18 protein-coding genes are annotated in these 19,134 nt (G+C 70.0%); 14 read left to right on the plus strand and 4 right to left on the minus strand.

Annotated elements, in window-relative coordinates; genetic code table 11:
- Positions 1-6 precede the first annotated feature (6 nt).
- Positions 7-222 carry a type II toxin-antitoxin system antitoxin gene (locus EV699_RS02495; RefSeq protein WP_132538623.1) on the minus strand — a complete coding sequence of 72 codons (216 nt, stop codon included), beginning with the start codon at positions 220-222 and terminating at the stop codon, positions 7-9.
- Between the two features lie 105 nt (positions 223-327).
- On the opposite strand from EV699_RS02495, the gene EV699_RS02500 reads away from it, so the two are divergent.
- The 8 genes from EV699_RS02500 (at position 328) to EV699_RS19805 (ending at position 6,978) form a co-directional block, all read left to right on the plus strand.
- A complete protein-coding gene (locus EV699_RS02500) occupies positions 328-1,548 on the plus strand; it encodes a hypothetical protein (protein WP_132538625.1) in 1,221 nt (406 codons plus the stop codon).
- Positions 1,549-1,562: 14 nt separating this feature from the next.
- Positions 1,563-2,333: a hypothetical protein gene (locus EV699_RS02505; RefSeq protein ID WP_132538627.1), complete on the plus strand. Its 771-nt coding sequence runs from the start codon at positions 1,563-1,565 to the stop codon at positions 2,331-2,333.
- A 236-nt stretch (positions 2,334-2,569) separates the two neighbouring features.
- The gene (locus tag EV699_RS02510; RefSeq protein WP_132539003.1) at positions 2,570-2,812 is read left to right on the plus strand and encodes a helix-turn-helix transcriptional regulator; all 243 of its coding nucleotides are present in this window, start codon (positions 2,570-2,572) and stop codon (positions 2,810-2,812) included.
- Positions 2,813-2,823: 11 nt separating this feature from the next.
- The gene (locus EV699_RS02515; protein ID WP_132538629.1) at positions 2,824-3,138 is read left to right on the plus strand and encodes a CHC2 zinc finger domain-containing protein; all 315 of its coding nucleotides are present in this window, start codon (positions 2,824-2,826) and stop codon (positions 3,136-3,138) included.
- On the plus strand, positions 3,135-5,336 hold the full coding sequence (locus EV699_RS02520; RefSeq protein WP_132538631.1) for a YfjI family protein: 2,202 nt from the start codon (positions 3,135-3,137) through the stop codon (positions 5,334-5,336). Before EV699_RS02515 ends, EV699_RS02520 begins: the two co-directional genes overlap by 4 nt.
- Complete coding sequence (locus EV699_RS02525) at positions 5,320-5,907, plus strand: hypothetical protein (RefSeq protein ID WP_132538633.1); 588 nt, start codon at positions 5,320-5,322, stop codon at positions 5,905-5,907. The genes EV699_RS02520 and EV699_RS02525 overlap by 17 nt, the downstream gene beginning before the upstream one ends.
- On the plus strand, positions 5,894-6,706 hold the full coding sequence (locus tag EV699_RS02530; RefSeq protein WP_207922984.1) for a hypothetical protein: 813 nt from the start codon (positions 5,894-5,896) through the stop codon (positions 6,704-6,706). The genes EV699_RS02525 and EV699_RS02530 overlap by 14 nt, the downstream gene beginning before the upstream one ends.
- Positions 6,707-6,816: 110 nt before the next feature.
- On the plus strand, positions 6,817-6,978 hold the full coding sequence (locus EV699_RS19805; RefSeq protein ID WP_165903996.1) for a hypothetical protein: 162 nt from the start codon (positions 6,817-6,819) through the stop codon (positions 6,976-6,978).
- Positions 6,979-7,080: 102 nt separating this feature from the next.
- Here EV699_RS19805 and EV699_RS02535 read toward each other — a convergent pair whose 3' ends face one another.
- From EV699_RS02535 to EV699_RS02545, 3 genes are read right to left on the minus strand one after another with little or no spacing between them, the layout of a single operon-like run.
- On the minus strand, positions 7,081-7,413 hold the full coding sequence (locus EV699_RS02535; protein ID WP_132538635.1) for a DUF5615 family PIN-like protein: 333 nt from the start codon (positions 7,411-7,413) through the stop codon (positions 7,081-7,083).
- Positions 7,410-7,637, minus strand: coding sequence for a DUF433 domain-containing protein (locus EV699_RS02540; RefSeq protein ID WP_132538637.1), 228 nt, complete (start codon positions 7,635-7,637; stop codon positions 7,410-7,412). The genes EV699_RS02535 and EV699_RS02540 overlap by 4 nt, the downstream gene beginning before the upstream one ends.
- Positions 7,638-7,687: 50 nt before the next feature.
- A complete protein-coding gene (locus EV699_RS02545) occupies positions 7,688-8,953 on the minus strand; it encodes a tyrosine-type recombinase/integrase (protein ID WP_132538639.1) in 1,266 nt (421 codons plus the stop codon).
- A 725-nt stretch (positions 8,954-9,678) separates the two neighbouring features.
- Between EV699_RS02545 and EV699_RS02550 the strand changes: the two genes are divergently transcribed.
- From EV699_RS02550 to EV699_RS02575, 6 genes are all read left to right on the plus strand, one after another.
- Positions 9,679-11,178, plus strand: coding sequence for a CoA-acylating methylmalonate-semialdehyde dehydrogenase (locus tag EV699_RS02550; RefSeq protein ID WP_132538641.1), 1,500 nt, complete (start codon positions 9,679-9,681; stop codon positions 11,176-11,178).
- A 137-nt stretch (positions 11,179-11,315) separates the two neighbouring features.
- Positions 11,316-11,888: a Maf family protein gene (locus EV699_RS02555; RefSeq protein WP_132538643.1), complete on the plus strand. Its 573-nt coding sequence runs from the start codon at positions 11,316-11,318 to the stop codon at positions 11,886-11,888.
- A 2-nt stretch (positions 11,889-11,890) separates the two neighbouring features.
- Positions 11,891-13,423 (plus strand): ribonuclease G, encoded by a 1,533-nt coding sequence (rng, locus tag EV699_RS02560; protein WP_165904012.1) that lies wholly within the window; start codon positions 11,891-11,893, stop codon positions 13,421-13,423.
- 25 nt (positions 13,424-13,448) lie between these two features.
- Positions 13,449-17,309, plus strand: coding sequence for a YhdP family protein (locus EV699_RS02565; protein ID WP_132538645.1), 3,861 nt, complete (start codon positions 13,449-13,451; stop codon positions 17,307-17,309).
- 25 nt (positions 17,310-17,334) lie between these two features.
- A complete protein-coding gene (locus EV699_RS02570; protein WP_132538647.1) occupies positions 17,335-18,249 on the plus strand; it encodes a glutaminase in 915 nt (304 codons plus the stop codon).
- Between the two features lie 24 nt (positions 18,250-18,273).
- Positions 18,274-19,083, plus strand: a complete 810-nt coding sequence (locus tag EV699_RS02575) for a carbon-nitrogen hydrolase family protein (RefSeq protein ID WP_132538649.1) — start codon at positions 18,274-18,276, stop codon at positions 19,081-19,083.
- Positions 19,084-19,134 lie beyond the last annotated feature (51 nt).

Raw genomic sequence — 19,134 nt, forward strand, 5'->3', positions numbered from 1 at the left:
TCGTGATCATGCCGGCGCGCCACCGGCCGGTGGCGCGCCGTCGTCATCGAACAGAGCACCCTGTTCGGGAATGGCGATGCCGTTGCGCCCGCAATAGTCGCGGATCAGCACCTCCACCATGTTGGCGAGGGAGCGGTGCTCGCGCTCGGCGGCCATGCGCAGGGCTTCCTTCAGGGCCGGTTCGATGCGGAAGGTCAGTGTGCTGGTCTTGCCCGAGGCCATAGTGTGCCCTTGCACAGCGGTTGTACTGCGGATGTGCTGTACAATACGGTAAAATCCTGCATCGTCCAATCACAGCGACTTCGCCTCACGCCAGGGAGGGGACGCATGACCCGACATTACTCGACGAAGGCGTTCTTCCGGCAGATGCCGAATGCGTTGCTCGCGCGCTATTTCGAGGCGCGAGGGGTGTTCGACGAACTGGACTTCCCGTCAATGAAGGAGACCAGGCCGGACGCGCTGTTCGCGGCGTGGCTGGAACTGCCGGACGATCAACGCAACGCGATGAATACGGAACTGCAGGAGATCTTCGCCCTAAGCTGCGAGAAGGGGTTTCTGGCGATCCTCGACGAGGCGCGCTGGCAACTGCGTGAAACCCCGGAGGCCATCACCGCACTGGTTGAAAAGCTCTCGGCGCTTCCCAACCACTTCGAGCGGGCCATGGTCACCTTCCTGGAGCACAAGGCGTTCTGGAAGGGCGCGACCCATTTCTACCGCGCCGACACCCTGAGCTATTGGCGCAAGCGCAAGAATCTGCCGCAGCGGCTGGCGGCGGTGGACGCCGCCAGCACCCAGCAACTTGCCCACCTGATCCGCCATTACTTCCACCACACCGAGGGCCGAGGCAAGAACTGCGTGGTGGAACACTTCCGCCGTGGCGAGCGGGATTACTTCTTCGCCTACCCGGAAGACCATTCGCGGTACGACGTCGAATGGGTGGAAGGGCAGTTCGATCGCCGCCCGCATAACCCCGCCTTCGAGGTCGTTTACGCCTACTCGCAAAGGGATGGCACGCTAGACCTGCACTGCCGTGGCTCACGCAAGGCCATCGGGCCGCTGCAAGAGATGTTCGCCACGGCAATCCTCAAACTGGACGAACTAGCGCCCGCCCCCAAAGACGAGCGCATCTATGATCTGGACCCGCTGCGCCAGAGAAGCTTCAGCTTCACCTACGCGGTGGGTAGCGGCATTGAATACGTGGTCGTGAAGAAGATACGGCTGTCGTCGCGGGTGAACAAAGGCACCCGCATCACACTGGAAGCCGATACCCCGCAAGACCCGGATGGCGTCTATGCCCTGCTCGACCAGATCGGCAAGTCCATCCCGCTGCACCTGTACAACGTCACCCAGGTCGAACTGGCGGTGTCGGTCGTGGTGGATGCCGATAAGCCCGCCAAGGCGGTGACGATCCGCATCGCCCATCCCAATTCCTGCTCGCTCAAGTACGACGAACTGGACTTGAAGCTGCGCGACATGCTGGAAGCCTCCGGCATTGAACCGAAGGAGCCGACGCCTGCGGCGGCCGATGGGGAAACGGCTGAGGTATGACACCGGAAGCCGCCTTGGTCGAGTTACTGGAGCGTGTGGGGGCGCGGCATGGTGCGGCGGTCATCATCAGCGACCACGAACTGAGCGCATGGCCCAGTGCCGCCGTCGCGGCGATGAAGAATCAAGGCTTGCTGGCGGAGACACGTCCGGCCACCAGCGCGGTATGCCCCGGCTGCGAGCGTGAGTGCGTCATGCCCGTGCGCGTGTTGTCCGATCCTGGGCGCCGCGCTGAAGCCTTTATCGTTTGCGACAAGCGCAGCGATATCAACCGCGTACCGGTTCCGCTCGGGTGGCTGACGCAGTGGCAGTGTAGCGTTGACGCCGTGTGCGAATTCGTCGCGCACAGCATGGGCGTCCGACGCAGCGTGCAGCGGGCGGCCAGCGCCGATCTGCAGAACATCGGTATGGTCAGCGGCAAAAAGCACAGCCAGATGCTGTGCCTGCGCGTCGGGGGTCCCCTGGAACTGATCGCCGGCAGCAACGCGCTGCCCTTGGTCGATGTGATCGTCTATCACGACGGCGCGTACTCGCTGGATCGCGCCAGAATCCGCCGGCTGGTGGATTGCGCGAGCACGGCGGATAACCGCCATACGCCAAGTAACGCCCGGCGTGAAGCGCGCAAACAGACTACGGCGACGATGTACGCGAGTTGGCGGCAGGAGTATCGGAATCTGAAGCTCAAACAGCCGGGCAAGTCCGGCACGTGGTATTCACAGCGGATCGCGAGGATGGACATCGCGAATGGTCGTGATGCCGAGACCATCCGCAAGCAGATGACCAAATAAAGCTGGGCGGAATTTTTTCGCCCAATCCGCACCCCCGCCAAGCTGTTGTTCTTCATCGCTAGACGGCGCGGCCACGCTATCAGGTCGCTCCCGCATAGTGTTCCGTTTCTGGTGTAACACGTTGTTTTTTCGGCATTGCTCCAATGGGGCCGAATCTTGTTCGGGCGTTTTTTCGCCCAAATCGCCCACCTACGCTGCCTCTCGGTAAGTCCCGTAACGTTCCGAGAGGATTGATGATGGTGCCCCTTATCCTTCGCCTTCCGAGCGTTTTGTGCGCACGTGGCAGGTCGCGTAGTGCCCACTACGCCGACATCCAGCAGGGCCTGTTCACCCATCCGGTGCTGATCGGCGCGCGGGCAGTGGGCTGGCCCGCCGACGAGGTGGCGGCGCTCAACGCCGCACGCATTGCCGGCAAATCCGACGAGGACATTCGCGCGTTGGTCAGGGCGCTCGAGGCGGCCCGTATGGTCGTGGTGTAGGGGGGCGAGCGATGCGACGCGCAAACCCCACGCGGGGACGATATCAGCCGGCCTTCGCCTTCAGGCGTGACCGCCTGCCAGCGCCGGCCGACTACTACCGGGACCAGGGCCTGAAGCTGACCGGCGGCGGCGACTGGCGATCCGCACTCTGTCCGTTCCATGGCGACACCTCGCCCAGTTTGCGGGTGCGGATCGAGACCGGCGCTTTCCGCTGCATGGCGTGCGGGGCGCACGGTGGCGACGTGCTGGCCTTCCACATGCGGCGCCACGAGCTGCGCTTCATCGAGGCGGCGAAGGCGCTGGGCGCCTGGGAGGCCTCGCGATGACCGAATCCCCCCAACAGGCCGCTCTTCGCCTCGCCGCCGCTGCGATCCGGCAAGGCTTCGAGCTGCAGGCCCTGCACGTCTACACCGACGCTCGTGGCCAGCCGCTGCATTGGCGGATTCGTCTGAAACGCCCCAAGACCGGGGTCAAGTGGATTCGGCCGATGAAGCTGAACGGCACCGGCTACACGCTGGGCGAGCCGGTGTATCCGGGCGGCAAGCCGTTGTATCGCCTGCACGAGCTGGCTGAGCGGCCCACCGAAACCGTCATCGTCACCGAGGGAGAGTACAAGGCCGACAAGCTGGCAGCGCTGGGGTTGCTGGTGACGACATCGGGCGCTGCGGACTCGGCCGACAAGGCCGACTGGCGAACCCTCGTCGGGCGCGATGTGCTGATCTGGGCAGACCACGACGACGCCGGTCATCGCTACGCCGCGGCGGTGACGGCGGCGCTGCGCGCGCTGGGCTGCAGCGTGCGCCAGATCGACGTGGCGGCGCTGAACCTGCGGCCTAAAGGCGATGCGGTCGAGTGGCTGGAGGCGCACCCGGACGCCACGAAGGCGGACATCCTGGCCCTTGCCACCACGGAGCGGTCACACAGGCCCGAGGGCGACGCGACGGTGGTGGACCAGCCCTCGGCCAGTGCTGACTGGCCTGACCCGAAACCGATTCAGGCGGCGCTGCGCCCCGTACCCGCCTTCGACCCGGGGACCCTGCTACCCGAGGCCCTGCGTGGCTGGATCGTGGACGAGGCCGATCGAATGCCGTGTCCGCCGGAGTTCATCGCGGCGGCGGCGCTGGTGGCGCTGGGAGCGATCATCGGGGCACGTTGCGCAATCAAGCCCAAGGCGCGCGACACGTGGCTAATCGTGCCGAATCTGTGGGGTGGCATCGTTGGAGATCCGTCGGCGAAAAAGTCTCCGGCCATCGGCGCAGCGCTGAAACCGCTGGAACGCCTGATCGCACGGGCGATGGAAACGTATCAGGTGGATATGGAAGCCTTCGAGGCCGAGAAAATGGTATTCGATGCAAGGAGGGAGGCCATCGAAGCGCGCATCAAGACGGCGGCCAAAGCCAAGGACGGCAAAGGCGAGGACCTGGACAGTATCGCCAAGGAGTTGCAGGGTTATCGACGGCAGGCGCCGTGCGCACCGATGCTGCGGCGCTTCAAATCAAACGATCCGACGATCGAAAAACTGGGTGAATTGCTGCGGGACAACCCCACCGGGTTACTGGTAGTTCGCGACGAACTGGTCGGACTGATTGCCTCGTGGGACCGGGAGGGGCGCGAGGGCGAACGCGCTTTCTATCTGGAGGCCTGGAACGGCAATGCGAGTTTCGATACCGACCGCATCGGGCGCGGTTCGATCTTCATCCAGAACCTGTGCGTTTCGATCTTCGGCGGTATCCAGCCGGACAAACTGATGGTCTACCTCGAACAAGCCGCGAATATGCTGGCGAATGACGGCATGCTGCAACGCTTTCAGATGCTGCTCTATCCCGATCCCCTGGCCTGGGAGTGGCGCGACCGTATGCCGGACAAGGCAGCGCGCGACCAAGCCTTTACCGTGTTCGAGAGGCTGGCCGATTTCGATCCGGAGGGCTGTGGCGCAGCTCCCAACGACGACGTCGCCAAGTTTCCGTACTTCCGTTTCGACGACGCGGCGCAGGAGATTTTCATCGAATGGTCGGGCGATCTGCATCGCGTGCGGTTGCCCGCTGAAGATCATCCGCTCATCGCGCAGCACCTGGCGAAGTTCGACAAGCTGTACCCGGCCCTCGCGCTGATTCTGCACTTGATCGAGTGCGCCGCGACCGGCATCCGTGGGCCGGTGACGGCCATATCCGCCATGCGGGCGGCGGCTTGGTGCGAGTATCTCGAAGCCCATGCCCGGCGCTGCTACGGCCTGCTGATTGACGATGGCCTGCGCGCGGCGCAGGCCCTGGTTGACAAGCTGCGCCAGGGCAAACTGGCGGACAGCTTCACGGCGCGGGACGTGCGACGTCACCAGTGGCGCAGCTTGACCACCGATGAGTCCGTGCAGGCGGCGCTCGACTGGCTCGAAGCCGAGGACTGGCTGCGGGGCGACGAGGTCGGCGGCACCGGCCCTGGAAGCGGGCGACGCACCGTGCGCTATGCCATCAACCCGAAGGTTTTGAAGCCATGCAAGCCGGGGGGCGGTCATGGCGAACTGGCTTGAGCGGGCGCGGCAGATGAATCCTTCTGGGGTTGAACGGCCTGCTGCCAATCGAGCCGAAAGACATCCAACGGCAGCAACGGCAGTGCCCGAAGCGGACACGACCGTGATCGCGGCGACCTCTATCGGCAGCCATGGCAGTGCAGCGGTGGCCGGTTTTCACGAAGCCGACGTGGCCGTTCCCATGACGGCGCGTGATGAATCGGCGATCCGCTCCTGGCTGGCGCAGATCGGAGAAACCGACGCGACGATCATCGTCGAGGTGCTGGAGCGGTGCTGCACCGACGCGGATGCGCGGCGCTATTTCACGCAGCGAACTGCGGCGCCGGTGCGGCCCGACCCCTTCGACGATGACCGTCGGCGCTGCGATCAGTGCGCGAACCTGACCGGGTCAGGGCTCTGTCTGGCGGCCTGGCGCGGCGGGATCGTGGCGAGCCGGCGTTATACGCCGAGGCGCGATACACCCCGGCGCTGCGAAGGCTACACGCCAGGTCCAGACGATCCGGACTGCCGACCCGGTCGTGAGCGCTGGCCGGGGCTGCTGCAACGAGGAGACCACCATGCCGACACTTGAAACCGACATCGCCGTGATTCCGCTCCCGGCGAACGCGGATGCTGCATCGACGACGCAGGGCAACTACGCGATGGTGCGCTTCAATGCACTGAAGCACGGCATCCTGAGCCGCCACACCGTGCTGTCCCATGAGGACGCGGACGAATACCAGGCCCTGCTGACGGCGCTGCTGGAGGAGCATCAGCCGGCGGGGGCGACCGAGGCGCACCTGGTCGAAGAACTGGCAAGCATCGTCTGGCGCAAGCGGCGGGTGCTGCAGGCCGAGGGTGCCAGCATCAATCAGGGCTTGAAGGGCGCCACGCGTAACGCCGAGGGTGTGATTCCGGCAGCCGTACCGTTCGAGTTCGGGCTTTCGGGGCGGGGTTCTGATCTGCGCGACCTGTTGGTACTGACGCCGGACGAGGTCGAAAGACGCCAGCGCGATGCACGGCACGATCTGGAGGCGACCCGCAAGGCCGCGGCGATCCTCCGGCGCGGCGGCGCACAGGCTTACGACAAGGCCCTGCGCACGCTGCTGCCCGATTCCCGCGACTGGTGGCACGCATATGTGGAGGACGAGGAGTATCCGGCAACCGCCGAAGGGCTGGCGGATTTCATCCGCGAGCACCTGGAGCCGCTGTGTATCGGCCTGGAGAAAGAAGCCCGACACCATGAGGCGATCAAGGCCCAGACCCTGGGCGAGGGCCTGCAGGCGCATCGGCTGGAGAAGCTGTCGCGCTACGAGACGCACCTCGACCGCAAGTTCGAGCGCAGCCTGGCGATGTTGGTGAAGCTGAAGGAACTGCGCAGCCGGCGCTGAGACGCGTAATCGGGCATGGCATCGCGGTGCCGCGGGACGCCGCGACAGGCGACGAAAACGGCTTCCGGGCAATGGCTTAGGGAAACGTCCGGCATACCGGGAATAAAATCATGAGGCACGCTGGCCTGATGATTTCGGTAAAATTATGGAAGCTCAAAGGGATGCGCTGGCGCACCTTCGAGCGCCTGAGCGCGGAGCATGATGCCTTCGTCGCGCAGGCACTGGCTGCGATGGCGCAGAGGCTGGGTATCTTGGATGGGTGGCGGGGTTGAATCTGTTTCGTAAAAACCGCAGTCGACGCGCAGGCGGCATCATGCCGTGCGCGTTTTGTCCGGCTTCGCCGTCGGGCGCGCGGGCCAGCCGTTGTTACGGCGTCAGATCAACTCGACGCAGGACACCGCGGCATCCGCCAGTGCGGCCTCGATCTCGTGTCGTCGCTCGATCAGGCTTCGGGCGATGTGTTGTCGGGTACGGTTCCCCAGACGCAGCCAAACCACTTTCGGCGGCGCGCCCAGCAGAGCGGCCAGATCATTGAAGTCGGCATCCTGGGTGACGATCACATACCCGTGCGCGCGGGCGTATTCCCATACCTCGCGGTCGCGCGCTCGCTCCAAGCCCACCAGCGCTACCTGCGTCGTGCCGGGGTAGTCGGGCTCGATCAGCGGAACGATGCGCCGCGACAGGTTTTCGTCCAGCAGCAACTTCACGCGGCCCGTACCGTTACCGTCGCATGTTCGCGCCCGGCGGCGAATGCCAGGCACGCGCGGATGTCCTCAAGCTCCAGTTCGGGGAAGTCGGCGACGATCTCCGCTGGTGTCATGTCATCGGCCAGCCAGCCGAGCACGTCGGACACCGTGATGCGCAAGCCGCGCACGCAGGGTCGACCGCCGCGCTTGCCGGGTTCGATGGTGATGCGCTCGGAAGTACTCATATCTAGAGGTTCCTATGCCAGGCACAGGCGGTCAGTTGAGGGCGAAGCCGCTAGGCAGCTCCACGCAGCGCCACGACGTTCGGCGTCAGTGCCTCGTCACCCGTGATTTCGACGAGCCGTCGCCCCCAGGCGTCCAGCGCCGCGCGCTTCTCGCGATCGTAGCTGTGCTGATTGTAAGTGGCGGTGATCCTGTCCTGCGCATGTCCGACGACGCGCTCGGCGATCTCGTGCGGGATGCCGAGCACCGCCAGTCCGGTGCGCATCGTCCGGCGCAGGTCGTGCGGTGTCCAGGCGGGCATGCCCAAGGCTTCGAGTTTGCGCAGTACCGCGCGCGACAGACTGTGCCGATCCAGTGGCCGGTCTGCTTCCGGTTGCTCGACGCGCCGCTGTGGTGAGGGGAAGACATAGGCCGACGTGCCGGCGAGGGCGCGCGCGTCTTCCAGCAGTCCGAGCGCCAGCGCTGACAGCGGCACGCGATGCGCCCGTCCGTTCTTGGTGCGGGCAGCGGGGAGCGTCCACACGTCGTCGTCGATCTCCCGCCACGCCAGCCCGGCGACTTCGCCGGGGCGCTGCCCGGTCGCCAGGATCAGTTTCAGCGCCAGCACTGTACCCCGATGAATGCCGCTGGTGTCTAGCCCACACCAGACCGCGCGCACTTCGGCGTCGTTCAGGGCGCGCTCGCGCGGCTCGCTCTTGCTGCGCTTGATGCCGGCCAGGGGGTTGGCGTCGAGGATGCCGGCCTCGCAGGCGTAGTTGAAGCAGCGCACCAAGATCGTGGTCAGCTTGTCGGCCGTGGCGGGCGATCCGGCATCGCGAATGTCGTTGAGCAGCAGCACGACTTCGCGGCGGGTGATTTCCTTCACCTTGCGCGGCCCGAGCGTCGACAGCGCGTTGCGCTCCACTAGCTTGCGCATGTCGGCTCCCGTGCGCTTGGTCGACAACTCGCGCTCATCGTACTCGGCGAGCAGCGCGGCGAAGGTGGGGGCGCGCAGCTCGGCGAGCTTCGCCGCTTCCGCGGCGGCCTGCTCGGCCTTCACGGTGGCCATCGGGTCGATTCCGGCCTTGACCAGCTCGCGCAGGCGTAACGCCTCGGTGCGCGCTTCCTTCAGGGTCAGCCCCTCGCCCTGGTTGGTGCCGGTGCGCTGGTTCGCGGGCAGGTAGCGCCCGAGCGTGATTCGGCGGATGCGGCTATCGGCCGGCGAGCGATAGGAAAAGCGGAAGGTGGCCGTGCCCGAGGTGCCGACGCGCAGTGCCAAACCGTCGCGGTCCGGGTGTTCGCCAGGGGGGAGTTTGCGGATCGACACATCGGTGAGCATGCGGTAACCCCTTGCGGTTTCAGCCAGTCGGATTGCATCCGTGGGCAACAGAATGGGCAACAAATTTACCGGCTGCAAGGGTACTTCGGCGAAAGTGTACGAACAGTTGTTGTTTTAATATGTTGATTTTAAATTAACATTTATCGGTGCTTGATGTTCGTGAGTGGCCGGTAAAATCCGTTGCCCCGTCCTTCACACGGAAGGGGTCGGTGGTTCGATCCCACCATCGCCCACCAGATAAAACAACGGCTTAGGCGGAAGCGCCTGGGCCGTTTTCATTTGTGCCGTTCTCGCGTGGCCGCTGGTGCGCTGCTCACCCTTTCGTGTACTGGGGCGGGTGCCTGCACGGCCATACCTGGCCGTGCCCAGCCGATGGCCTCGCGGCGCCCGAGTGCTTCGAAAAGGAGCGGCTGGCCGCGTGCACCGAAGGGGTTCGGGCACCTCGCCGGCACCCGCAACGGCGGGCTGGCCGGTGTGCCGCAGACCAAAGCCCTGCCGGGTGCACCGGCCCGGCGGTCAGGGGCGATCCCGATGCAAAATGCCGGGATGCGGGTTATGACGTGTGCCACGGCGGCGGCACGCGGTCGTCCGGCCCGCCCTGCCTCTGCGGGCACGACGCAGCGACGGCCTGATGAGCGCGCCCGGTGACGCGCTCCAGTCGGGGCGATGCGCCGCGCACACGCCGTGCCACCCTGCAGTCGAGCGACGCTGGAAGGAGGACTTCGATGAGCCTTGTCGGACACCTGATCAACGGCGAGCACGTCGCCGAGGCCGACGGCCGCAGCCAGGCCGTGTACAACCCCGCCACCGGCGAAACCACGAAGCGCGTGGCGCTGGCGGGCCGCGCGACCGTCGAGGCGGCGATCGCCGTGGCGCAGGCGGCCTTCCCGGTCTGGCGCAACACGCCGGCGCAGAAGCGCGCGCGTGCCCTGTACCGCTTCAAGCAACTGCTCGAGGACAACGCCGGGCGCATCTGCGCGCTGATCACCGACGAGCACGGCAAGGTGCTCGACGACGCCCACGGCGAACTCGTGCGCGGCATCGAGAACGTCGAGTACGCCTGCGGCGTGCCCGAGCTGCTGAAGGGCGAGTACTCGAAGAACGTCGGGCCGGCGGTCGACAGCTGGTCGGAGTTGCAGCCGCTCGGCGTGGTGGCCGGGATCACGCCGTTCAACTTCCCGGCGATGGTGCCGCTGTGGATGTATCCGCTGGCGATCGCCTGCGGCAACACCTTCGTGCTCAAGCCCTCGGAGCGCGACCCCGGCTCGACGCTGCTGATCGCCGAGCTCGCCCACGAGGCCGGCCTGCCACCGGGCGTGCTCAACGTCGTCAACGGCGACAAGGAGGCGGTCGACACGCTGCTGGCCGACCCGCGCGTGCAGGCGGTGAGCTTCGTCGGCTCGACGCCGATCGCCGAGTACATCTATGCCACCGGCAGCGCCCGCGGCAAGCGCGTGCAGGCACTGGGCGGGGCCAAGAACCACGCGGTGGTGATGCCCGATGCCGACCTCGACAACGCCGTCAGCGCGCTGATGGGCGCGGCCTACGGCTCCTGCGGCGAGCGCTGCATGGCGATCTCGGTGGTGGTCGCGGTCGGCGACGAGGTCGCCGACGCCCTGGTGGCCAAGCTCGCCGAGCGGCTGCGGGCGCTGAAGGTCGGCCCCGGCACCGGCGCCGGCTGCGAGATGGGGCCGCTGGTGACCCGCGCGCACTTCGACAAGGTCAAGGCCTACGTCGACCGCGGCGTGGCGGAGGGCGCCGAGCTGGCGGTCGACGGCCGCGGCCTGCAGGTGCCCGGCCATGAGGGCGGCTTCTTCCTCGGCGGCTGCCTGTTCGACCGGGTGACGCCGGCGATGACGATCTACCGCGAGGAGATCTTCGGCCCGGTGCTGTGCGTGGTGCGCGTGCCGACCCTGCAGCAGGCGATGGACCTGATCGACGCCCACGAGTACGGCAACGGCACCTGCCTGTTCACCCGCGACGGCGAGGCGGCGCGCTACTTCAGCGACCACATCCAGGTCGGCATGGTCGGCATCAACGTGCCGCTGCCGGTGCCCGTCGCCTACCACAGCTTCGGCGGCTGGAAGCGCTCGCTGTTCGGCGACCTGGCCGCCTACGGCCCGGACGCGGTGCGCTTCTACACGCGGCGCAAGACCATCACCCAGCGCTGGCCCTCCGCCAGCGTGCGCGAAGGCGCGCAGTTCGCGTTCCCGAGCCTGCGCTGAACCCGTCCCCGCGCCCGCCGTGCCCGCGGCATCCCGCCGCTGCCATCGCCGCGACGGGTTGCGCCGAACGCACGCCCACGCCACGCTGTGCAGCCCGGCGCCCGCTGCGCGCCGCTGCCGCGTCTTCGCCGCTGCCCATGACCACGCTCTACCTGGCTTCCAAGTCCCCCCGCCGCCGCGAACTGCTCGACCAGATCGGCCTGCGCCACGCCACCGTGCACGCCGAGGTCGACGAGACGCCGCTCGCCGGCGAGGACGCGGCGGCCTACGTCGAGCGCCTGGCGCTCGCCAAGGCGCGCGCGGGGCTGGCCGGGCTCGGCGGACGCGGGCTCGTGCTCGGGGCCGACACGTCGGTGGTGGTCGACGCCGAAATCCTCGGCAAGCCGACCGACCGCGAACACGCGCTGGCGATGCTGGCGCGGCTGTCGGGGCGCGACCACCGGGTGTATTCGGCGGTGGCGCTGGCGAGTGCCGAGCGCATCGAGGCGCGCGTGCAGGTGAGCCGGGTGTGGATGCGTCCGCTCGGCGCGGCGGAGTGCGAGGCCTACTGGACGAGCGGCGAGCCCGCCGACAAGGCCGGTGGCTACGCGATCCAGGGGCGTGCGGCGGCCTTCATCGAGCGGCTCGATGGCAGCTACTCGGGGGTGATGGGGCTGCCGCTGTTCGAGACCTGTGAACTGCTGCGCGCCTTCGGGCGGGAGGTCCTGTGAACATGCATCGCGGCGTGGCGGCCGACGAGGCCGGGGGTGCCGGCGCCGAGGTGGTGCGCACCAGCGAGGAGATCCTGATGAACGTCACGCCGCGCGAGACGCGCGTGGCGGTGGTCGAGAACGGCGTGCTGCAGGAGCTCTACATCGAACGCACGCGCAAGCGCGGGCTGGTCGGCAACGTCTACAAGGGCCGCGTGGTGCGGGTGCTGCCGGGCATGGAGGCGGCGTTCGTCGACATCGGCCTGGAGCGCGCGGCCTTCCTGCACGTCAGCGACATCCAGGCGAGTGTCGTGGTCGACGGCGAGGCCGGCCCCGGCGAGCGCGGCGCGGTGGTGATCACCGACCTGGTGCGCGAGGGCCAGGAGCTGCTGGTGCAGGTGGTCAAGGACCCGCTCGGCACCAAGGGCGCGCGCCTGACGACGCACGTCACCATCCCCTCGCGCTACCTGGTCTACCTGCCGGGCACCGAGGCGGTGGGGGTGTCGGTGAAGATCGACGACGACACCGAGCGCGCGCGCCTGAAGGAGATCATCGGCGCGGCGCGCGCCGAGTTCGGCGGCGGCTACATCGTGCGCACCGCGGGGGAGGGGGTGGAGGCGCCGGCGCTGCGCGCCGACATGGCCTTCCTGCAGAAGCTGTGGGCGTCGATCCAGGAGCGCGCGCGCGAGACCCGCCCCGGCACCGTGATCCACGAGGACCTGCCGCTGGTGCTGCGGGTGCTGCGCGACTTCGTCGGCGGCAACGTCGAGAAGGTGCGGGTGGATTCGCGCGAGACCCACGAGCGCCTGCTCACCTTCGCCGAGCGCTTCGTGCCGGAGATGCGCCCGCGCATCGAGCACTACCCGGGCGAGCGGCCGATCTTCGACCTCTACGGTATCGAGGACGAACTGCAGCGCGCGCTCGACAAGAAGGTGCAGCTGAAGAGCGGCGGCTACCTGATCATCGACCAGACCGAGGCGATGACGACGATCGACGTCAACACCGGCGGCTACGTCGGCCACCGCAACCTCGAGGAGACCATCTTCAAGACCAACCTCGAGGCCGCCGGCGCGATCGCCCGCCAGCTGCGCCTGCGCAACCTCGGCGGCATCATCATCATCGACTTCATCGACATGTCGTCGGAGGAGCACAAGCAGGCGGTGTTCAAGACCCTGGAGCGCGCGCTGGAGCGTGACCACGCCAAGAACCACATCTGCGAGGTGTCGGCGCTCGGGCTGGTCGAGATGACGCGCAAGCGCACCCGCGAGAGCCTGGAGCACGTGCTCTGCGAGCCCTGCCCGCTGTGCAGCGGCCGCGGCACCATCAAGACCGCCGAGACGGTCTGCTACGAGATCTTCCGCGAGATCATCCGCGAGGCCCGCCAGTACGAGGAGGCGCGCCAGTTCCTGGTGCTCGCCGCCACCGAGGTGGTCGACCTGATGCTGGACGAGGAGTCCACCAGCGTCGCCGAGCTCGAGGCCTTCATCGGCACGCCGATCCGCTTCCAGGCCGAGGCGCAGTACACCCGCGAGCAGTACGACGTGGTGCTGATGTAGCACCGCGTCGCCGGCCGCCGCCGCGATGAGCCTGCTGCGCGCCACCCTGCGCCACACCTGGCTGTGGAGCCACCGCCTCGGCGTGGCGCTGCTGCTCGCGCTCGCGCTCGCGGTGAGCGCGGCGCGGCTGTGGCTGCCGCACATCGACGCCTACCGCGGCGACCTCGAGGCCGGGCTGTCGCAGGCGCTCGGCGTGCGCGTCGGCGTCGATGCGCTCGCCGCCGACTGGCGCACCTGGGGGCCGGCGGTGCGGGTCACGGGGCTGCGCCTGTACGGCCCCGACGCCGGTGCCGCCATAGCCACCTTCAGCGACGCCGAGATCGGCTTCGATGCGCTCGCCTCGCTCTTCGCGCGCCAGCCGGTGGTGACGCGGCTGACGCTGCGCGGCGTGCACCTGCACCTGGACCGCGGCCCCGACGGGCGCATCCGCCTGCTGCCGAGCCGCGGCGGCGAGCCGCTGCCGCTCGCCGCCTTCGCCGGCTGGCTCGGCCACCTGCAGGCGCTCGACATCAGCGACGGGCGCATGACGCTCGCCGAGCCCACCGCGCCGGGCGGGCAGCTCGACTTCGACGGCCTGCGCCTGAGCCTGCGCCGCGACGGCGAGCGCGCCCGCATCGCCTTCGCCGCGGCGCGGGTGCCGTCCGGCGCCGCCGGGCTGCGCGCGGTGATCGGCATCGACAGCCGCGGCGCGCGCTACGCCGACTGGGCCGGCACGCTCTACCTGCACGCCACCGACATCGAGCTCGCCGCGCTGCCGCTGCCGCCGACGGCGCGGCCGCAGGGCGGGCGAGGCGACGTCGAGCTGTGGGGCGACTGGCGCGGGCTCGCCTTCGAGCGCCTGCTCGGGCGCGTGTCGGCGCGCGACCTGGTGCCGCCGGCGGGGGTGCTGCCCGCGGCGCTCGACGCGCGCCTGGCGCCGTGGCTCGCCGCCGGGCTCGCGCTCGACTTCGACTGGGGCCGCGACGCCGAGCGCTGGAGCGCGGCCGGCGTCGCCACGCTGCACGATGCACAGGGCGTGGTGCGCGACACCTTCCGCGGCGAGCTCGCCTTCGACGGCCACGACTACACCGTGGCGCTGCACGAGCCGCCGCTGCCGGCGCTGCTCGCCGCCGCCCAGGCCGAGCCGGCGCTGGCCGCGCCGCTCGCCCGCTTCGCGCCGGGCGGGCGCATCGACGAGCTGGCGCTGCGCTTCGACCCGGAGCGACCGCGGAACTTCGCGCTCGCCGCGCGGCTGGATGCGCTCGGCTGGCAGCCCGCCGACGGCGTGCCCGGCCTGCAGCGGCTGAGCGGCGAGCTGCGCGCCACCGGCGGCGGCGGCGAGCTGGTCTTCGACAGCCCCGGGCTGCGCTTCGACGCCCCCGCGGTGTTCCGCGCGCCGCTCGACTTCACGCACGCGCGCGGGCGGGTGCACTGGGCGGCGCAGGGCGACGACGGCTGGCTGGTCAGCATCGACGAGGCCCGCGTCGACAACCCGACGCTCAGCGCGCGCGTCGGCGGCACGCTCGCACTGGTGCCGGGGGTGACGCCGTACGCCGACCTGCACGCCGAGGTCGAGCGCGTCGCCGTCGCCGCGACGCGGCTGTACCTGCCGACCGCGGTGATCCCGCCGGACGGCGTCGCCTGGCTCGACCGCGCGCTGATCGGCGGCGAGGGCCGCGGCGGCCGCGCGCTGCTGCGCGGCCCGCTCGCCGCCTTCCCATTCCGCGACGGCAGCGGCGAGTTCGACGCCCGCCTGCAGGTGCAGGACGGCCTGCTCGACTTCGCCCCCGGCTGGCCGCGCCTCGAAGGGCTCGCTGCCGACGTGCACTTCCACAACCAGGGGCTCGACATCGAGACCGCCGCCGCCCGCCTGTGGGAGGTGCCGGTCGGGCGCCTGCACACGCGCATCGCCGACCTGGAGGACGCCGTGGTCGAGGTCGCCGGCAGCCTGCGTGCCGACGGCGCGCCGCTGACCCGGCTGCTGCGCGAATCCCCGCTCGCCGAGCGCATGGGCGGGCTCGCCGATACGGTCGAGCTGCGCGGGCCGCACCGCCTCGACCTGACGCTGGAGATCCCCACCGACGAGCGCCCGGCGAGCGGCCGCGGCACGCTGCACTTCGAGGACGCCGCGCTCGCGATCGCCGACTGGGACGTGGCGCTGACCGGGCTGCGCGGCGCGCTGGCCTTCTCCGAGGCTGGGCTGCGCGGCGAGGACATCGCGCTCGCACTGGAGGGCGAACCGATGCGCCTCGACGTCGGCCCGGTGACGGTGCGCGGGCGCACCGAGACGCAGTTCCGCATCCGCGGCCGCTTCGGCCCCGGGACCCTGCTCGGCCGCGCCAACGCCGAGGCGCTGCTCGGCAGCGGGCGCGGCGCGCTGGTGCAGGGAGCGGCCGAGGGCACGCTGGTCTGCGCGGTGCCGGCCGACGCGGGCGGGCCGAACGTCTACAGCCTGCTGTTCGAGAGCGCGCTGGAGGGGGTGAACGTGCGCCTGCCGGCGCCGCTCGCCAAGGCCGCCGGCGAGAAGCGCGCCGCGCAGCTGCGCATCGATGTCGGCCGCAACGGGCGCAGCCGGCTCGCCGCGAGCTACGGCACCGACGTGCGCGCGCTGCTCGAACTGCTCGACTTCCCGCGCCGCCCGCGCATCGAGCGCGGCGACCTGCGCTTCGGCGCCGGCGAGGCGCAACTGCCGCCGACGCCCGGCATCCGCATCACCGCCGACGTGCCGCGCTTCGAGTTCGACGCGGGGGGCGGCGGCGAGCTGCCCGAGTACCCGGCGTGGCTGTCGCGGGTCGAGGCCCACGTCGGCGAGCTCGAACTCGCCGGCCACACCTTCAACGACGTGCGGGTGGTCGCCACCGGCGCACGCGACGGCCTCAAGCTCGCGCTCGACAGCGCCGCGCTGCGCGGCGAGCTCACGCTGCCGCGGCTGCCCGCCGCCGAGCGGCCGGTGCAGGTGCGGCTGCAGCGGCTCAACCTGCACGCGCCGGCGGAGGAGGCGGAGGAGGCCGCCGAGCCCGCCCCCGCCGCGCCCGCCGCCACCGACCCGCGCAGCCTGCCGCCGCTGCGCGTCGCGATCGACGACCTGCGCCTCGACGGCCGCGTGCTCGGCCGCTTCGACCTCGCCAGCGCGCCGCTGCCCGACGGCCTCGCGCTGACCCAGCTCGAACTGCACGCCGCCGGCCACGACTTCAGCGGGCACGCCGAGTGGCGGCGCACGGCGCAGGGGCCGCGCTCGACGCTGACGCTGAAGGGTTCGAGCGCGGCGATCGGCAAGACGCTCGAAGCCTTCGGCTACGTCGCCGGCATCGAGCGCGGCGCCACCGAGTTCGACGCCGAGCTGGGCTGGGCCGCGGACCTGCCCGACATCAGCCTGGCCGGCGCCGAGGGGGCGCTGCACTTCACCACCGGCGAGGGCCAGCTGCTGGAGGTCGACCCCGGCATGGGGCGCTTCCTCGGCCTGTTCAGCCTCGGCGCGGTGGCGCGGCGGCTGACGCTCGACTTCCGCGACTTCTTCGGCCAGGGCTTCGCCTTCGACCGCATCGAGGGGCGGGTGCGCTTCGCCGGCGGCCTCGCCCACACCGAGCGGCTGACGCTCGAAGGCCCGGCGGCGAAGATCGAGCTGTCGGGCGAGGTCGATCTGCGCCGGCGCGAGTACGATCAGGTGGTGACGGTGACGCCGCGCGTCGGCGTGGCGCTGCCGATCGCCGGCGCGATCGCCGCCGGCCCGGTCGGCGCGGCGGCCGGCGCGGTGCTGGAGCGCCTGCTGCGCCCCGGCATCGACCGCCTGGCGCGCTACCGCTACGAGGTGCACGGGCCCTGGCAGTCGCCGGAGATCGAGCGCACCGAGGACACCACGCCGGCCGAGCCCACGCCCGAGCCGTCGGAATCGCGCCGCGGCGGCTGAGCGCCGTACCCACCGGAGCACCGGCATGGACTACCAGGACCTGCTCGACGTCGTGCACCAGGAGGTGCGGCCGCACATCGGCAAGGGCCGCGTCGCCGACTACATCCCGGCGCTCGCGCGGGTGCCGGCGGAGCGCTTCGGCCTGTGCCTGCACCTGCTCGACGGGCGCGAGTACGGCGTCGGCGACGTCGACGAAGCGTTCTCGATCCAGAGCGTGTCGAAGGTGTTCGCGCTGGTGCTGGCGCTCGGCGCGCTCGGCGAGCAGATCTGGCAGCGGGTGGGGCGGGAGCCGTCCGGCAACCCCTTCAATTCGCTGGTGCAGCTCGAATACGAGCACGGCATCCCGCGCAACCCCTTCATCAACGCCGGCGCGCTGGTGATCACCGACTGGCTGCTCGGCCTGCACGCCGACCCCTCGGCGGAGCTGGTGGCGTGGCTGCGCCGCGAGAGCGCGAGCGCGCGGGTGGCGATCGACGCCGAGGTCGCGGCGTCGGAGCGCGCGCACGGCGACCGCAACGCCGCGCTCGCGCACTTCATGAAGAGCTGCGGCAACCTGCAGGCGCCGGTCGAGCGCGTGCTGCAGACCTACTTCGACCACTGCGCGATCCGCATGAGCTGCCGTGAGCTCGCCCGCGCCGGCGCACTGCTCGCCAACCACGGCCGCTCGCCGATCACCGGCGAGTCGTGGCTGACGCGCAGCCAGGCGAAGCAGATCGCCGCGCTGATGCTGACCTGCGGCACCTACGACGCCGCCGGCGACTTCGCCTTCCGCGTCGGCCTGCCCGGCAAGAGCGGTGTCGGCGGCGGCATCCTCGCGGTGATCCCGCAGCGGATGAGCCTGTGCGTGTGGAGCCCGGGGCTCGATCCGCGCGGCAACTCGCTCGCCGGGGTCGAGGCGCTGGAGCGCTTCACCACGCTGAGCGGCATCTCGATCTTCTGAACCGACCCTGCCGAGGAACCCCCGATGCCGATCGTCGCCGCCATCCAGATGTGTTCGGTACCCGAGGTGGCCGCCAACTGCGCGGCGGCCGAGCGCCTGATCGCCGCGGCCGCGGCGGCCGGGGCGGAGCTGGTCGCGCTGCCCGAGAACTGGTTCCAGATGGGCCACGCCGACACCGACAAGCTCGCGCTGGCCGAGGCCGAGGGGCACGGGCCGCTGCAGGACTTCCTCGCCGCACAGGCGCGCCGCCACGGCGTCTGGGTGCTCGGCGGCACGCTGCCGCTCCACGGCGAGGAGCCCGGGCGGGTGTGCGCGGCGTCGCTGCTGTTCGACGCCCGCGGGCACATCGGCGCGCGCTACGACAAGGTGCACCTGTTCGACGTCGACGTCGACGATGCCACCGGCGCCTACCGCGAGAGCGCCACGGTGGAGCCGGGCGAGCGCATCGTCGTCGCCGACACGCCGTGCGGGCGCCTCGGCTTCAGCGTCTGCTACGACCTGCGCTTCCCCGAACTCTTCCGCGCGATGAGCGCCGCCGGGGCGGAGCTGTTCGTGGTGCCGGCGGCGTTCACCGCGGTCACCGGGCGCGCGCACTGGGAGGTGCTGCTGCGCGCCCGCGCGATCGAGAACCTCGCCTGGGTGATCGCCCCGGCGCAGAGCGGGCACCACCCGAACGGCCGCGACACCTGGGGCGACAGCCTGATCGTCGACCCCTGGGGCGAGGTGCTGGCGCGCCGCGCCGCGGGGGAGGGCGTGGTGCTCGCCGCGATCGACCGCGAGCGCCGGCGCACGCTGGTGCGGCGCTTCCCCTGCCTCGACCACCGCCGGCTGTGACGCGGCGCCCCCGGCGCTATAGTGGCGGCGACGGGTGCCCGCGCCCGCCCG

This window comes from Plasticicumulans lactativorans, assembly GCF_004341245.1.
GTDB classification, from domain to species: Bacteria; Pseudomonadota; Gammaproteobacteria; order Competibacterales; family Competibacteraceae; genus Plasticicumulans_A; species Plasticicumulans_A lactativorans.

What these genes read in the sequence shown, in the direction of transcription:
- EV699_RS02495 (WP_132538623.1), bottom strand. Translation starts at nt 222, where the DNA reads ATGGCCTCGGGCAAGACCAGCACACTGACCTTCCGCATCGAACCGGCC.
- EV699_RS02500 (WP_132538625.1), top strand. Translation starts at nt 328, where the DNA reads ATGACCCGACATTACTCGACGAAGGCGTTCTTCCGGCAGATGCCGAAT.
- EV699_RS02510 (WP_132539003.1), top strand. Translation starts at nt 2,570, where the DNA reads ATGGTGCCCCTTATCCTTCGCCTTCCGAGCGTTTTGTGCGCACGTGGC.
- EV699_RS02515 (WP_132538629.1), top strand. Translation starts at nt 2,824, where the DNA reads ATGCGACGCGCAAACCCCACGCGGGGACGATATCAGCCGGCCTTCGCC.
- EV699_RS02520 (WP_132538631.1), top strand. Translation starts at nt 3,135, where the DNA reads ATGACCGAATCCCCCCAACAGGCCGCTCTTCGCCTCGCCGCCGCTGCG.
- EV699_RS02525 (WP_132538633.1), top strand. Translation starts at nt 5,320, where the DNA reads ATGGCGAACTGGCTTGAGCGGGCGCGGCAGATGAATCCTTCTGGGGTT.
- EV699_RS02530 (WP_207922984.1), top strand. Translation starts at nt 5,894, where the DNA reads ATGCCGACACTTGAAACCGACATCGCCGTGATTCCGCTCCCGGCGAAC.
- EV699_RS19805 (WP_165903996.1), top strand. Translation starts at nt 6,817, where the DNA reads ATGAGGCACGCTGGCCTGATGATTTCGGTAAAATTATGGAAGCTCAAA.
- EV699_RS02540 (WP_132538637.1), bottom strand. Translation starts at nt 7,637, where the DNA reads ATGAGTACTTCCGAGCGCATCACCATCGAACCCGGCAAGCGCGGCGGT.
- EV699_RS02545 (WP_132538639.1), bottom strand. Translation starts at nt 8,953, where the DNA reads ATGCTCACCGATGTGTCGATCCGCAAACTCCCCCCTGGCGAACACCCG.
- EV699_RS02550 (WP_132538641.1), top strand. Translation starts at nt 9,679, where the DNA reads ATGAGCCTTGTCGGACACCTGATCAACGGCGAGCACGTCGCCGAGGCC.
- EV699_RS02555 (WP_132538643.1), top strand. Translation starts at nt 11,316, where the DNA reads ATGACCACGCTCTACCTGGCTTCCAAGTCCCCCCGCCGCCGCGAACTG.
- rng (WP_165904012.1), top strand. Translation starts at nt 11,891, where the DNA reads ATGCATCGCGGCGTGGCGGCCGACGAGGCCGGGGGTGCCGGCGCCGAG.
- EV699_RS02565 (WP_132538645.1), top strand. Translation starts at nt 13,449, where the DNA reads ATGAGCCTGCTGCGCGCCACCCTGCGCCACACCTGGCTGTGGAGCCAC.
- EV699_RS02570 (WP_132538647.1), top strand. Translation starts at nt 17,335, where the DNA reads ATGGACTACCAGGACCTGCTCGACGTCGTGCACCAGGAGGTGCGGCCG.
- EV699_RS02575 (WP_132538649.1), top strand. Translation starts at nt 18,274, where the DNA reads ATGCCGATCGTCGCCGCCATCCAGATGTGTTCGGTACCCGAGGTGGCC.